Genomic DNA, 14,505 nt, shown 5'->3' with positions numbered 1-14,505 from the left:
TATGAGAAATAGTGTGAGAGGAATATTCAGATTTTAGTGGAAGGAAGTCAGCAAATGAGCGTCACAATGAAAGATGTTGCAGCATTAGCAGGTGTCGGTGTTGGTACTGTTTCACGGATGATCAATGGCGTCGCAGTTAAAGACGTGACACGTCGCAAGGTAGAAGCAGCTATCAAAGCCTTAGATTATGAGCCAGATGCAGCAGCAAGAGCTTTTAAAACCAATCATAGTCAAACGATTGCATTAATTTTACCAACGATTTGGCACCCTTTTTTCTCTGAGTTTGCCTACCATGTTGAGGAAAGTTTAAGTGAGCGTGGCTATAAACTTTATTTATGTAATGCGGATGGTGATCCAGAAAAAGAGCATGATTATATCCAGATGGTCAAACAAAGTAAAGTGGACGGGATTATTGGAATTACTTATTCGGATATTGATAAATTTATTTCGTCAAATTTGCCTTTTGTTAGTATTGACCGACATTTCTCGGAAGAAGTCAGTTATGTTACAGCAGATAACTTTGGTGGTGGCGAATTAGCGGCGGAAGAATTGCAAAAAAGAGGCTGTCAAAAGCTGATTTATATCGGCGGGATTAATCCTTATCCCAATGAGACAACCTTGCGTGGCGATGGATTTGAGGCCTATTGTCGGGCAAAAGGTATTGACTTTGATATTTTGAGGATTCCAGAGCCAATCTCAGATTTAACAACACCTATTGCAGATTTTTTAACGAAAAATGCTGATTTTGATGGTGTTTTCTGTGTCAATGACGCCATGGGGATGGATGTTATGACGGTCTTCAAAAAATTTGGCAAAGAAGTTTTACGAGACTATCAATTGATAGGGTTTGATGGGACAAGAATAGATAGCTCTCGAAACTATTTAGTCTCAACGATTGTGCAACCTAAAAAAGAAATGGCAGAAGCAGCAGTTGCGTTAATCTTGAAAAAAGTAGCAGGCATTGAAACTGAAAAACGTGTTATATTACCTGTTTTTTTTGAATCTGCTGGAACGACAAAAGACATGTAAGGTGTCTTTTTTGTATGTACTGGAAAAGAGTTTATCTATTAGTCATCTAAAAATAGAGAGGAAATGGTCTAGAAATAATTACTGTAAAAAGTTATTTTATAAAAAAGAATCAAATATCACTTGACAGTAAGCGTTTACAATGTTAAAATGAACTCAGTAATTGAAACGTTTCCAAAATAAATGAGCGTTTCAATTATTTAAAAAATCAAAAACGGAAACGTTTCCAAAAAATTGGAGGGTATCACATGAAAAGTCAGACACTCAAGAAAACAATCGGTTTGTTAGCAGTAGCATTACTTGCAAGTACAGCCTTGATAGGGTGTGGCAAATCAGCTAGTAAGAGCAGTCAAGGCAATGATAAAGCCGTGACATTTTGGGTCAATTGTTCAGATGAAACACCTGAAGGCAAGGCTTGGGATAAAATTGGGGACAAATTCAATGCTGAAAATGGCAAAGGATATCAAGTCAAAATTGAATACATTCCAAGAAGTGGCTCCGGTGGTGGCTATGAAGATAAGGTCAATGCAGCAATTACGACCAATACATTGCCAGATATTATTTCTTTAGATGGTCCCAATACTGCGGCCTATGCTTCTTCAAAAGTTATTGCGCCATTGGATGACTATTTAGCAGATGCCAACATGGATGATGTGTTAGATTCCATTAAACAACAAGGCACTTATGATGGTAAATTTTATGCTTTTGGCTTCTCAGAGTCTGGTGTTGGTGTTTATTATAATAAAAAAATGTTCCAAGAGGCAGGTATTGATCTAACGACATTGCCAACGCTTGAAAAACCATGGACTTGGACTGAATTTCAAGAGATATGTGCAACAATTAAAGACAAATTCAAGTCACCAGCGATCGATATCCAATTGGCCAATGCTGATGAAATGTTGACCTATGCTTATACACCATTTATTTGGTCAAATGGTGGTGATGTTGTGGATGAGACTGGTACAAAAGCTGAAGGTTACTTCAATGCTAAGAAAAGTGTTGAAGGCTTACAGTTTATTCAAGATTTAGTTAAAAATGGTTATACGACGAATACACCAGTGAAAAAAGGGTTTGAAACAGGTAAATATGCCATGCTATTAAGTGGTTCATGGACAATGGCTGATCTGTCTGCTAACTATAAAGATATTGACTACGGTATTTTGCCTTATCCAGTTTCAGATACAACCAAAAAACTTGTCTCACCAACGGGTAGCTGGGAATTAGCCATGTCTCAAACAACTAAGAAAAAAGACGCAGCAGCAGCCTTTATCCTCTATGCCACAAATACAGAGTCAAGCAAAATCATGAGCCTAGGCAATCAAGTCTTGCCAATTCGCAAATCAACAGCTGAATTAATCAAAAATGATATTCCTGAAGGCATGAAATTCTTGATGGAACAAAACCAAATGTCAGGTCATGCCCGTCCAGTTGTTGTTGCGTATCCACAAGTGTCTCGAGCTTTCCAACAAGCAGCAGCAGATGCTGGTTATTTTAAAGAGAATCCGGATGTTCAAAAAGTTGCAGATGCCAGAGCAGTTGAAATGCAAGCAGCGATTGACAAAGCTAAAAAATAAGATGAAGTCGGGTGTAACAGGGTCATGCCTTGCTTTATCTCAAAAAACAAAAGCAGGTCGCGCTTTTAGGGAGAGATGTTTCCTAGCTAAGGCGTTTGGTAAAGTTGCTGTAAAAAGCATTGTATAGGATCCCAACCGTCAACAATTTTGACTCGCACGATGCTTGCTTGTTTGTGGCAGGATTGGCAGAGAGCTTGTATCTGGATTTAGGAGTAGTTTAATGAACAAAAAATCGACATTAAAAGAGAATCTGATTGGCTATGGTTTTATGTCACCAGCTTTGATATTACTAGGGATTTTTCTAGTCATTCCCGTATTTATGGTAGTCTATTATTCTTTCACGGACTATTATTTATTAACACCAGACCAACGACAATTTGTAGGATTATCAAATTTCGTTCAATTATTTAAGGATCCAATTTTTATCAAATCAATTTTCAATACCTTGAAATTTGTTGTTTGGATTATTCCTGTTCAGTTGGGGGCGTCACTCGGACTTGCCTTGATTGTCAACAAAGCAAGAAAAGGCAATATTTTTTTCAAAGTGGCATTCTTTGCACCTGTTGTCATGTCTTTAGTCGTCATTTCAATTCTCTGGCTCTATTTGCTCAATCCAAATGATGGGTTAATCAACACGCTTTTAATGAAGATTGGCATTGACGCTCAGCCATTTTTGACAAGTCCCAAACAAGCCATGTACACGATTGTTTTCGTTTCTGCTTGGCAAGGGGCAGGCTATCAGATGTTACTGCTTTTGGGTGGTATGCAAAATATTCCGCAAGATGTATATGAAGCTGCGGAACTTGATGGTTTTAATAAATTTCAACAATTTATCTATATTACGATGCCCTTGTTGAAGCCCACAGCGCTCTTTGTTTTATTGACAACTTTGATTTCAGCCTTTAAACTCATTGTTCAGCCAATGGTCATGACCCAAGGCGGGCCGATGAATTCAACGATGACGATGGTCTATTATATTTATCAAACAGGTTTCACAGATAGAATGGTTGGGTATTCCAGTTCCATCGCCTTAATTTTCACGACGATGATTGGCATGATTTCAATCGCACAACGTCGACTGATGAAGGAGGATAACTGAGATGAAAAAAATGCTAAAAAAAATGAAAGCCATGACAATTTTAGAATACGGATTACTCTTGCTTTTAGCAGCCCTCTTCATTTTCCCTATGTTGTGGATGGTTGTATCTTCCATGAAGCCTGAGGCAAGTGTTTTCAAAGATTTGTCTAGTTTGCGTGCTTTTTTACCCAGTCTGAATCCTGGTAATTGGTTCAAAACTTATGCAGAAGTTATCAACCGTTTCAGTGTTGGGACCTATCTCTTCAATAGTATTTTCTACGGGTTGAGTTTCGCTGCCTGTTCGATTTTAATCAATTCATTAGCAGGCTTTGCTTTTGCTAAAATCAATTTTTCAGGTAAGAAAATCATTTTTGGCATGATGCTTGCACTGCTAATCGTTCCTGTCGAAACAGTCTTAATTCCTCAGTTTACGATTATGAATGGTCTAGGTTTAGTTAATACACGTTTAGCGGTGATTTTACCGGGTATCGCTAGTGTTTTCAATATTTATCTGTTCAGAAATTTTTTCATTGCGATTCCAGAAGAAATTATCGAATCCGCGAGAATTGATGGGGCGAGTATTGTCAAAATTTTCTTTAAGATCATGTTACCCATGTCTAAACCAGCCATTGCAACGGTTGGTGTGCTATCATTTATCGGGAGTTGGAATGATTATATCTGGCCACTGATGGTATTGACAGATAAAAGTAAATTTTCAATGCAGGTAGCCATTACGACGATTAACACGACACAACCGGTTTATATCAATCAAGTCATGGCAGTCTTGACTATTTCAACCATTCCATTGATTATCATTTATGTTGTGGCACAAAAATATATCTTGCAAGGACTCGGTGGCTCTGGCACAGGTATTAAATAAAATAAGTCAATTAAGCTAGCTGAAAGTACAAATATGAGGGGAAAAAATGACACAAAAAGTTGATTTAGCCAATCAGTTTATTGCTGAGAACGTTAAGAAAGTGAACCCAATTTACCGACATCATTATCATTTGATGGCGCCAATAGGTTGGATTAATGATCCCAATGGTTTTATCTATTATCAGGGTGCCTATCATTTATTTTATCAATACTATCCCTATGAGAGTAAGTGGGGCCCGATGCATTGGGGACATGCTAAGTCTGAGGATTTAATACACTGGGAGCATCTGCCTGTGGCGCTTGCACCAGATGAAGCTTATGATGCCAATGGTTGTTATTCTGGCAGTGCAATTGCACATGAGGACAAACTTTATTTGATTTATACGGGACATGTTGAACAGGACGGCGTGCGACGGGAAGTCCAATGTTTAGCGATGTCAGAGGATGGTAACCATTTCGAAAAATATCGCCATAATCCGATTATATCGGAAGTACAACTTGAAGGGTTAGATGCAGATATTGCTGATTTCCGGGATCCGAAAATTTTCGAACGTGAAGGTCAATTTTACTGTATCGTTGCCTCTAAAACATCTGAAGATTTAGGACAGATTTTGCTTTTCAAATCAAATGATTTGAAAAACTGGACATTTTTCTCTACTTTACTCACAGGAGAAGCCAAACATGGCACTATGTGGGAATGTCCTGATCTGTTCCGTTTAGACGGCAAGGATGTCCTCATCCTTTCACCCATTGCCATGCCAATCGATGGTTTTGCCTATGAAAACCTCAATTCAACGCTCGCTTTTATAGGTGAAGTTGATTGGACTAAAGGGCATTTCAAGGTAGAAAATGAGCATGAAATTGATGGTGGTTTAGATTTTTATGCCCCGCAAACTTGTCAAGGTCCTAACGGTAAGCGAATCATGGTCGCATGGATGCAGATGTGGCAACGGACTTTGCCAACGGATGACAAAGGTCATCTCTGGGCTGGTGCCATGACTTTACCACGAGAATTATCAGTAGACAAGCTGAGGCTAGTACAAAAACCTGTACCTGTAAAATTGCAGCCCAAGACACAAAGGATTACTGTTTCAGGTGATAAGACCGTGCTATTTAAAGATCTCATGACAGACAGCTGCTATCTTAAATTTGAACTTGATATCTCTAAAACGTCACAAGTTTTGATAGCACTTTTGAAATCAGAAAAATCAGCCTTAAAGTTGTCTTTTGATGTTGACACACAGATCTTGACTTTTGATAGAACTGATTTTGGCTTGCCCTTGGTTGGGCAGGAGCAATCCCCCTTAAATAGACGTCACATTAAGTTATCTCTTGCTGATTCTGAGTGGTTAATCATTGAGATTTATAAAGATACCTCATCAATCGAAATCTTCTTAAATGGTGGTGTGGCGCTAACAGCAACTTTTTATGAACTTGAAAAAAGTCAGGCTATCAGTATTTGTACTGATGGTGAGTTAAATGGTACGTTGACCTATTCTGATATTAAATGATAAGGATAAAAATATTAAGTGTGAGCTTAGTATTTTTTTGTTAAAAAAGAGATGAGATAGGATAGCTACAGTGTCACTTAATAACTATTTAGACGATGAAAATATTTTCACTATTGTATACAAGGCAGAAAAGAGAGTTATCAGCTACATCATTATCAAGGCTGACTCTGTTGATAATAGAGTTGACACGAAAGAATTAGGGTTTCTGTTTCTGGTTAATGCTGATTATCAAGTAAAAGGGATTAGGAGTGAAACGATCCCCTTGATTTTGAATTATCTGTTTTCTAATAGTATCTGGAAAGTGTATGCTGGTTGTTTTCGAGGAAACAAGGGTCAAAGGCTTCGATTGGAAAATCTGATTTTAGATTTGAGCAAGAGAGTGCATATGATGTCAAGACATTGGGGAAAGAATTTTATACTTTCGAGTACTTCTATACAAAAGAGATATGGCAAAATAAAATTGAAAATCATAGGAAAATGAGAAGTCGAGATGAGCGACTTCTTTAATTTGTTTACCAAGACCTTTAATTGTTTCGGAAATCGCATATCCTCGCCTTTTATGATATAATAATGCTATGATTATCACGATTTTAATTTTAGCAATTTTAATTTGGGCTTACCTAGTTGGTCAGTCGCGCGGTCTTGCGCTCCAAGGCTATTACACACTTGGCTCATGGGTAGCGATTTTTATTGCGCTCAAAAATTATCAAGCTTTAGGCGAAAAAATAACATTGTGGGTTCCGTTTGCCTCAGCCACTTCTAACAGTAAATTAGCTTTTTATTCTTCAAAGCTAATTTTTGAAATTGACCATGTTTTTTATGCTGTTTTAGCTTTCATGGTTATCTTTCTTATTGTCTACGGCATTGTGCGTTTGGTTGGTATTTTTCTGGGTGCCCTTGAAAATAAAATTATCCTTGGTAAGACTGGTAACATCATTGCGGGTGCTTTGTCTGTTTGTTGCACCTATTTTGTTTTGTCACTTGGCTTGATGGCCTTGTCGACAATGCCAATTCCTCTTGTTCAAAATCAATTGATGAGCAGCGGTCTAGCCCGCTTTATGCTAGTCAACACGCCGCTTTTCTCTGGTTGGCTACAAGAAACCTTTATCACACAGATCACACATATTAAAATATAGAAATGACAATGAATAAAAAAATATTAGACATTTTAGAGTTTGATCAGATTAAAGCACAGATTGCGCGGTCGCTATCGACTTCACAAGGTCAGAACGAAATGGCACATCTATCCCCAATTTCAGATAAAGCACGTATCCAGAAATGGTTTGATGAGTTATCTGAATTTGGTACGATTGTTCAAGAAAATGGCCCAGTACCATTATCCAACACTGCTGATTTGACGGAGATCCTCCGTCGAATTGAATTGGATGCGAGTCTGGCTAGTCAAGAATTTGCGAAAATCAAAAAAGTTCTGCGTTTGGCCAATGAAACGCGGCATTTTTTTGAACAAGCGGTTAATGTCAGCTTTCCTGTTTTAGGTCAGACCATTGATAAATTTGTAGATGTTGCCTATCTTTTGGGCCTTTTACAAGTCATTGATTCAGCAGGTGCGCTTTCTGATACAGCGTCAGATAAATTGTACACTTTACGCCAAAATATCAAAAAAGGTGATGCTGAAGTCAAGAAAATTTTGGCTGAAATTCTCTCGAAATCTCAATCTAGTTTGACCGAGAGTATTATCACCATTCGCCAAGGCAGACCGGTTCTTGCTGTCAGAAGTGACAGTAAAAATAAAGTTCCTGGGATTGTGCATGATATGAGTGCCTCAGGTCAGACTTTTTATATTGAGCCTAATCGTGTTGTGCAGCTTAATAATGATATTGCGCAAAAGAAAATTGAAGAAAAAAACGAAGTCGCACGTATTTTACGTGAACTGGCAGAAGCGATTAAGCCACACATTGACGATATTCGTCAAAATACTTGGTTAATCGGGCAAATTGACCTTATCAATGCCAAGTATCGTTATCAGGTTGCCCAAAAAGCGACAGTGCCACTTATTTCTGACCATAAAGCCGTTAAGCTTTATGCCGCAAGACATCCTTTAATTGATCCCAAAGTCGTTGTGGCAAATGACCTCTTTTTCGACCAGACACTTGAAACGATTGTCATTACTGGTCCTAATACTGGTGGTAAAACGATTACCCTGAAAACACTTGGTGTCGTCCAGCTGATGGCACAGTCAGGTCTGCCGATTTTGGCTGATTTGGGCAGTCAAGTTGGCATCTTCACTGAGATTTTTGCTGATATTGGCGACGAGCAGTCGATTGCCCAAAGCCTGTCAACTTTCTCAAGTCATATGACTAACATCGTCAGCATCTTGGGTCAGGTGGATGCCAAGAGCCTTGTCCTCTTCGACGAACTCGGTGCAGGGACTGACCCTAAAGAGGGCGCAGCCCTAGCGATTTCAATCCTAGACTTTCTTAAAAGCAAGCATGTGAAAACGCTAGCCACCACGCATTATCCCGAATTAAAAGCCTATGGCGTCGAATCAGACGGTGTGGAGAATGCCTCAATGGCGTTTGATTTGGATAACTTCCGCCCTACCTATCGTTTGGTTCAAGGCGTACCAGGTCGCTCGAACGCGTTGGAAATTTCGAGACGGTTAGGCTTGCCAACTCAGATTTTGGCGGAAGCAGCTGGCTTTTTGACCGAGGATGAACATGATGTCAACGTCATGATTGCCTCGCTTGAGCAAAAAAATCAAGAGATGCTTGAATCCGCTAAACAGATTAAGGTGTTAGAAAAGGATAACGAGCTTTTACATCACGACTTGTCACGTGCGCTTGAAACCTTTAACCGAGATCGCGAAAAAGAGTTGAATAAAGCGCGAGAAGAAGCGCAAGACATCGTTAAAGTTGCTGTTGAAGAAGCTGATAATATTTTGAAAAATTTACAGGAGAAATCACTTTTAAAACCGCATGAAATCATTGATGCCAAGCACCAATTAGGTGAGTTAGCACCTGAGATTGTTGACTTATCGAAAAATAAAATCCTCAAAAAAGCCAAGGCCAAACGCGGTCTGAAGCCAGGTGTTGAAGTTCTAGTTTTATCCTATAATCAACGTGGGAATTTGGTTAGACTGGTAAAAGATGGTCGCTGGGAGGTCCAGATGGGCTTGATCACAACTAAGCTCTCAGAAGACGAGTTCGAACCGATTGAGCCAGAAGAAAAGGTTAAGAAAACGAAGACCAAGGCTGTTAAAAAGACAGTTACCTCTAACATCAAAGCCCAACTTGATTTACGGGGTGTCCGCTACGAGGAGGCGCGGAAAATGTTGGATGATTATATGGACCAGGCCCTGCTTGCCAATCTCCATCAGATTACTATTGTCCACGGTATCGGGACAGGTGTCATCCGTGACATGGTAAGAGAGTATCTGCAACGCTCGCGCCATGTTAAATCCTATACCTATGCCCCGCAGAATGCTGGAGGTAGTGGGGCTAGTATTGTGACATTGAAATAGAGATTAGTGAAAATACTGAGGCATCAGTGTTTTTTTGTTTTGCTCAGATAATAACTGTCTGATTTTTTTGAAAAATTGTATTCAAATGACACTTATTAAATCTTAAATGTTATAATTATGGTTTTAGAGCTATGTTGAATTGAATGCCTGTACCAAAAACTCTAATTGCCGTTTCCCACCCTTCCCCATTCCCAAAAATTCTGTTAAAATAGAGAAAGCAAACTTGGAAACAGATGGAGAAATAGAAGTAAAGATGAGTATATTAACCGTTCAAAAACTAAGCCATGGTTTTGGTGATCGTGCGATTTTTGATGATGTCAATTTTCGGCTATTAAAAGGTGAGCACATTGGATTTGTCGGGGCAAATGGTGAGGGGAAATCAACCTTCATGAACATCATTACCGGCAATCTGCAACCAGACGAAGGAAAAATCACTTGGTCAACCAAACACCGTGTTGGCTACATGGATCAGCACGCAGCGCTTGGTAAAGGAAAAACGACACGTCAAGCTTTATCGGAAGCTTTCCAGTATCTATTGGACGCTGAAAGTGAGATGAACGATATCTACGCACGCATGGGTGACATGTCTGATGATGAGATGACAACAGCCCTTGAAAAAGCTGCTGACTTACAAGATACCTTAGATAATTCAGATTTTTATCTGATTGATGCCAAGGTTGATGAAATCGCACGTGGCTTGGGACTTGGTGACTTACTTGATAAAGATGTAGCGGATCTTTCAGGTGGTCAACGCACAAAAATCCTACTCGGCAAACTCTTGCTTGAAAAACCAGATATCCTACTGCTAGATGAGCCAACCAACTATCTCGACGAAGAACACATCACCTGGCTGAAAAATTATTTGCAAAACTATGAAAATGCCTTTGTCTTGATTTCTCACGATGTTGACTTCATGAACGATGTTATCAATATCGTCTACCATGTCAACCAGCAGAAAATTGATCGTTATGTGGGCGATTACCATAATTTTGAGCGCCTCTTCGAAGAGAAGAAAAAACAGCTGGCATCACTCGCAGATGCCCAACAGGCTGAGGCGGCTAAACTCAAAGACTTCATCGCTAAGAAAAAAGCCAATGTTGCAACATCTGGTCAAGCAAAAGCCCGCCAGAAGAAGTTGGACAAGATGACTTTTGTCGAGACCATCCAGGAAAAGGCCAAACCAAGTTTTGACTTCAAATTGGGTCGCACATCAGGCAAACTTATTTTTGAGGCAAAGGATTTAGTTTTGGGATATGATGCGTCAGAACCCCTTTCAAGTCCGATTAACATGCTAGTGGAACGTGGTCAGAAAGTCGCCTTTACAGGCTCGAACGGTATCGGAAAATCAACCTTACTCAAATCTTTATTAGGTGAAATTCAACCCCTATCAGGAGAAGTCATACAGGGTGAGTTTCAAATTATCGGCTATTTCGCTCAGGAAGATAAAACGCCGAGCCAAAAATCAGTCTTGGATGACTACTGGGACGAGTTTTCAACGCTCAATCAAGCTGAAGTCCGTGCAGCCCTAGCCAGATGTGGTCTTGGCACTAAGCAAATCGAGAGTCGCGTCTACGTCTTATCTGGTGGTGAGCAGTCGAAACTGCGTCTAGGTAAAATCATGAACCATGAGTCTAATATCCTGGTCATGGATGAGCCAACCAATCACCTGGATGCGGACGCCAAAGACGAGCTCAAACGCGCCCTTCAAGCTTATAAAGGTACTATTCTCATGGTCAGTCACGAACCAGAATTTTACCAAGATATTGCAACTGACATCATTAATTGTGAAGACTGGACGACAAAAGTTGTCTAAACAAGAAGTAAGACGCAAGTCTTATTTTTTTGGCCCTAAATGCAGATTGAACATGGCATCTGACAGAAAGAATTACTGTTGAAATTTAGCATCTAAAAAGGATGAATACGCTGACATTTTATTTTTTTGATACACTTCTAAAAGTTTAGAAGATTGCTTTTAGATTTTAAACAAATTTCAATGAAATGTGTTAAAGATGTGATATTATTGAAATGTTGTATAGACAAGTTATTGATGAAATAAAAACTAGGAGTTTCCAAATAGTATGATTAAGCAAAGTAGTTTTAATGAATATCAAAATTTAGGTAAGTATATTGACGATGTCAGACGTGCTAAAAAAGTACCTTATCGCGTTTTTGAAGCGAATGGCGTCTCGTCTAGAACTTTCCAAAGAGTCGTAGCAGGCGAGTCAGACATGGCAGTATCAGACCTAGCGATTATTGTTGAAATTCTCTGTCTATCTCCCTTAGAAGTCAATTTGGAAGTTGAAAATCAGTCCATGACCGTGCAGTATCGCAATAAGTTTGTTTCAGCAATTCAAACACAAAAGTTTGAAGAAGCAGAGCGTATTTATGGCTTATTCAAAGAATATACGATAACAACTTCAGTAAGTCTAGGAAAATTATATGTTTTATATATGATGCAAGGTATGAGCCTTTTACATAATCCGAAAACAAACATCACCAAAGCAGAAGCATTAGACAACGAAAATAAAATCATCAAGCAACTCAATAAAAGTGAACTTTATACATTATTTGACTTAGAGTTTTTAGCTATGCAAAATTTATTAGGGCTACAAAAAATGGATTTTTCACTGGTTAAAGAAATTTTAGTCATCACTGAATTTGTCATCGCTGATTATAGGACAAAAAACCTACTTGAAGATTTCTTTATTCACATTGTAATTGCGAATTTGCAAACAAGAAACGTCACAAATCTATTTGAAATCCTTAAAATCATAAATAAATTATATAGCCAGAATAAAGATTGGTTCTTCCTATTTTTAAAAAAATGTGCGCTACTCATTGAAAACCAAATGATTAACCCTAAAGACGAGCAATTCAAAGAAAATTTGTTACAGCTAAGATACGCCTTCACCATGCTATTCCCGAACGAATCATTTCCTAGAATCGAGTATTTTTTAGATCAACTAGAAATAAATTTAATAGAAGCAAATAAAAAATAGTCCTTGCAAAAGACCTGACTAAACCTTTTTGGTTCAATGGTAGAGTCCTCATGCAAGGTTTTTTTGATGCGACAACAATAAATACGATCTGATTTGTTTTCAAAGTAAGAGGAACGATATCTTTTTTGAACAACTTTAGTCAATCTGTCTTATTTTTAGAAAAATAAAATAAAAAATCGACAAAATGTCCTGATTTTCATTTTATATAATAACATTAGGACAATATGGCAAAAGTGCTTAAAATGCAGATGTTTTTTTGTTACGATTATAATATGTCTATTGAGGGTATATTGAGTTAAAATATCATAAATGATATCGCATGGTTCTTACCCATTTCAATGATTAAAGACATCAAAAACGTTGGAGGAGATTATGATGGAAAAACTGAATGATTTAGATTATTTTAATACATCTATCATACTGTTAAGAAGGCTAGAAAAAGTAGCCTATGCAAGAAATGAACGCCTGAGAATTTTTCACGAGAAAACACGCGCTATACGGGCGATTACAGCAGGTATATTAGCCTCAATATTACCAACAGTATTCTGGATTACTGCCTTAACTTCATTGGAAGTTAGTATATTTGATGTACAAGTACCAGGTGCGTTTATGATACGATTAATTGGTTTATTAGTGACGACCGCCTCACTCATTATCTTACCGTACTTCTTTATCCATATGATTTGGCGTCAACCCCTTTTTCGAGCGTTCAGTTACCTATTCGAAAAAAAGGTCAAACATCAGTTGTTTTCAGATATAGAAAAAATCGATGAAAAAGCTAATCACATCATCTCTCAACAGGTCTTTAAAAAACCTAGAGTGCCTGACCACTATCTCTCAGTTGAGTATTTGACCCTATTAGAAAAATATATCGCAAGTGGTAAAGCCAAAACAGTTTCAGAGACAGTTGACTATTTAAAAAGTGAACTTGAGCACAGATTCTATTTTTCAAGCTCAGAATCGCATCAAACACTTTTACAAAAAGAAAAAGATTATTTGACAGATGAAAAAGTAAATCTCGTCAAAAGAATTGAAAAAGAGGAAGAAATCTACGGTTAACTGTGACAAATATCTTAAATCAAGAATTAAAAGTAAGACATAAGTCTTCTTTTTTTTCGAAAAACAAACCTTAATCTTAAAAATCTAATACAAACCTAAATATTTCTATTATAATAGTTGACAATCAGCTTTAATCCCCTATAATTTAGAGTAAGTCAAGATAATTAAATCGTTTTAAATGAATTAGAGGGTAGAGATGGCATATATTGAATTTAACGATATTGTAAAAAGTTATCAAATGGGAGAAGTGAGTATTCAAGCCCTAGACCATGCACAGTTTGAAATTGAGCAAGGGGAATTAGTCTGTATCCTTGGGCCCTCAGGAGCTGGTAAAACAACAGCACTGAACATTTTGGGTGGTATGGATGGTGCTACGAGTGGGCAAGTCTTGGTTGATGGTGTAGACATCACGCAGTTGAAAAATAAAGCCTTGGTCAATTATCGCCGCAATGATATTGGTTTTGTTTTTCAATTCTATAACTTAATTCAAAATCTAACAGCACTTGAAAATGTTGAAATGGCTGTCCAACTGACTAAGGACTCGTTTTCACCAGCAAAGACGCTTGAAAAAGTTGGTTTAGGTGAGCGTCAAAAGAACTTCCCAGCTCAACTTTCAGGCGGGGAGCAGCAACGGGTCGCCATTGCTCGAGCGCTTGCTAAGAACCCTAAACTACTCTTATGTGACGAGCCGACAGGCGCCTTAGATTATCATACAGGTAAGCAGATTCTATCTTTGCTTGTGGATACGTGCCGAGAAGAAAAAATTACTGTCGTCGTTATCACGCATAATAGTGCTATTGGTCAGATTGCTGATAAGATCATTAAATTTAAAAATGGTCGCGTTGAGTCAATTCAAAGGAATGACCAGCCTTTAGCGGTTGAAGCGATAGAGTGGTAA

General features: G+C 38.3%; 12 protein-coding genes. All 12 read left to right on the top strand.

Annotated elements, in window-relative coordinates:
- Nucleotides 1-54: 54 nt before the first annotated feature.
- Nucleotides 55-1,029 (top strand): LacI family DNA-binding transcriptional regulator, encoded by a 975-nt coding sequence (locus RR45_RS02755; protein WP_031365731.1) that lies wholly within the window; start codon nucleotides 55-57, stop codon nucleotides 1,027-1,029.
- A gap of 245 nt (nucleotides 1,030-1,274) precedes the next feature.
- Complete coding sequence (locus RR45_RS02750; RefSeq protein WP_031365730.1) at nucleotides 1,275-2,600, top strand: ABC transporter substrate-binding protein; 1,326 nt, start codon at nucleotides 1,275-1,277, stop codon at nucleotides 2,598-2,600.
- Nucleotides 2,601-2,820: 220 nt separating this feature from the next.
- A complete protein-coding gene (locus RR45_RS02745) occupies nucleotides 2,821-3,699 on the top strand; it encodes a carbohydrate ABC transporter permease (protein WP_031365729.1) in 879 nt (292 codons plus the stop codon).
- Nucleotide 3,700: 1 nt separating this feature from the next.
- Nucleotides 3,701-4,558 (top strand): carbohydrate ABC transporter permease, encoded by an 858-nt coding sequence (locus RR45_RS02740; protein ID WP_031365728.1) that lies wholly within the window; start codon nucleotides 3,701-3,703, stop codon nucleotides 4,556-4,558.
- Nucleotides 4,559-4,604: 46 nt separating this feature from the next.
- Nucleotides 4,605-6,068: a glycoside hydrolase family 32 protein gene (locus RR45_RS02735; protein WP_031365727.1), complete on the top strand. Its 1,464-nt coding sequence runs from the start codon at nucleotides 4,605-4,607 to the stop codon at nucleotides 6,066-6,068.
- A 70-nt stretch (nucleotides 6,069-6,138) separates the two neighbouring features.
- Complete coding sequence (locus RR45_RS02730; protein WP_072353402.1) at nucleotides 6,139-6,549, top strand: hypothetical protein; 411 nt, start codon at nucleotides 6,139-6,141, stop codon at nucleotides 6,547-6,549.
- 94 nt (nucleotides 6,550-6,643) lie between these two features.
- The gene (locus RR45_RS02725; RefSeq protein ID WP_031365726.1) at nucleotides 6,644-7,204 is read left to right on the top strand and encodes a CvpA family protein; all 561 of its coding nucleotides are present in this window, start codon (nucleotides 6,644-6,646) and stop codon (nucleotides 7,202-7,204) included.
- A gap of 8 nt (nucleotides 7,205-7,212) precedes the next feature.
- Nucleotides 7,213-9,549 carry an endonuclease MutS2 gene (locus tag RR45_RS02720; protein WP_031365725.1) on the top strand — a complete coding sequence of 779 codons (2,337 nt, stop codon included), beginning with the start codon at nucleotides 7,213-7,215 and terminating at the stop codon, nucleotides 9,547-9,549.
- A gap of 253 nt (nucleotides 9,550-9,802) precedes the next feature.
- Nucleotides 9,803-11,362 (top strand): ABC-F family ATP-binding cassette domain-containing protein, encoded by a 1,560-nt coding sequence (locus tag RR45_RS02715; protein ID WP_031365724.1) that lies wholly within the window; start codon nucleotides 9,803-9,805, stop codon nucleotides 11,360-11,362.
- Nucleotides 11,363-11,627: 265 nt separating this feature from the next.
- Nucleotides 11,628-12,548, top strand: a complete 921-nt coding sequence (locus RR45_RS02710; RefSeq protein WP_031365723.1) for a hypothetical protein — start codon at nucleotides 11,628-11,630, stop codon at nucleotides 12,546-12,548.
- A gap of 372 nt (nucleotides 12,549-12,920) precedes the next feature.
- Nucleotides 12,921-13,607: a hypothetical protein gene (locus RR45_RS02705; RefSeq protein WP_143188702.1), complete on the top strand. Its 687-nt coding sequence runs from the start codon at nucleotides 12,921-12,923 to the stop codon at nucleotides 13,605-13,607.
- A 196-nt stretch (nucleotides 13,608-13,803) separates the two neighbouring features.
- Nucleotides 13,804-14,505: an ABC transporter ATP-binding protein gene (locus RR45_RS02700; protein ID WP_031365721.1), complete on the top strand. Its 702-nt coding sequence runs from the start codon at nucleotides 13,804-13,806 to the stop codon at nucleotides 14,503-14,505.

The sequence above is a fragment of the Pseudolactococcus chungangensis CAU 28 = DSM 22330 genome, assembly GCF_002441885.1.
Classification (GTDB): Bacteria; Bacillota; Bacilli; order Lactobacillales; family Streptococcaceae; genus Pseudolactococcus; species Pseudolactococcus chungangensis.
This window is presented reverse-complemented; position numbering and strand designations above follow the sequence as displayed.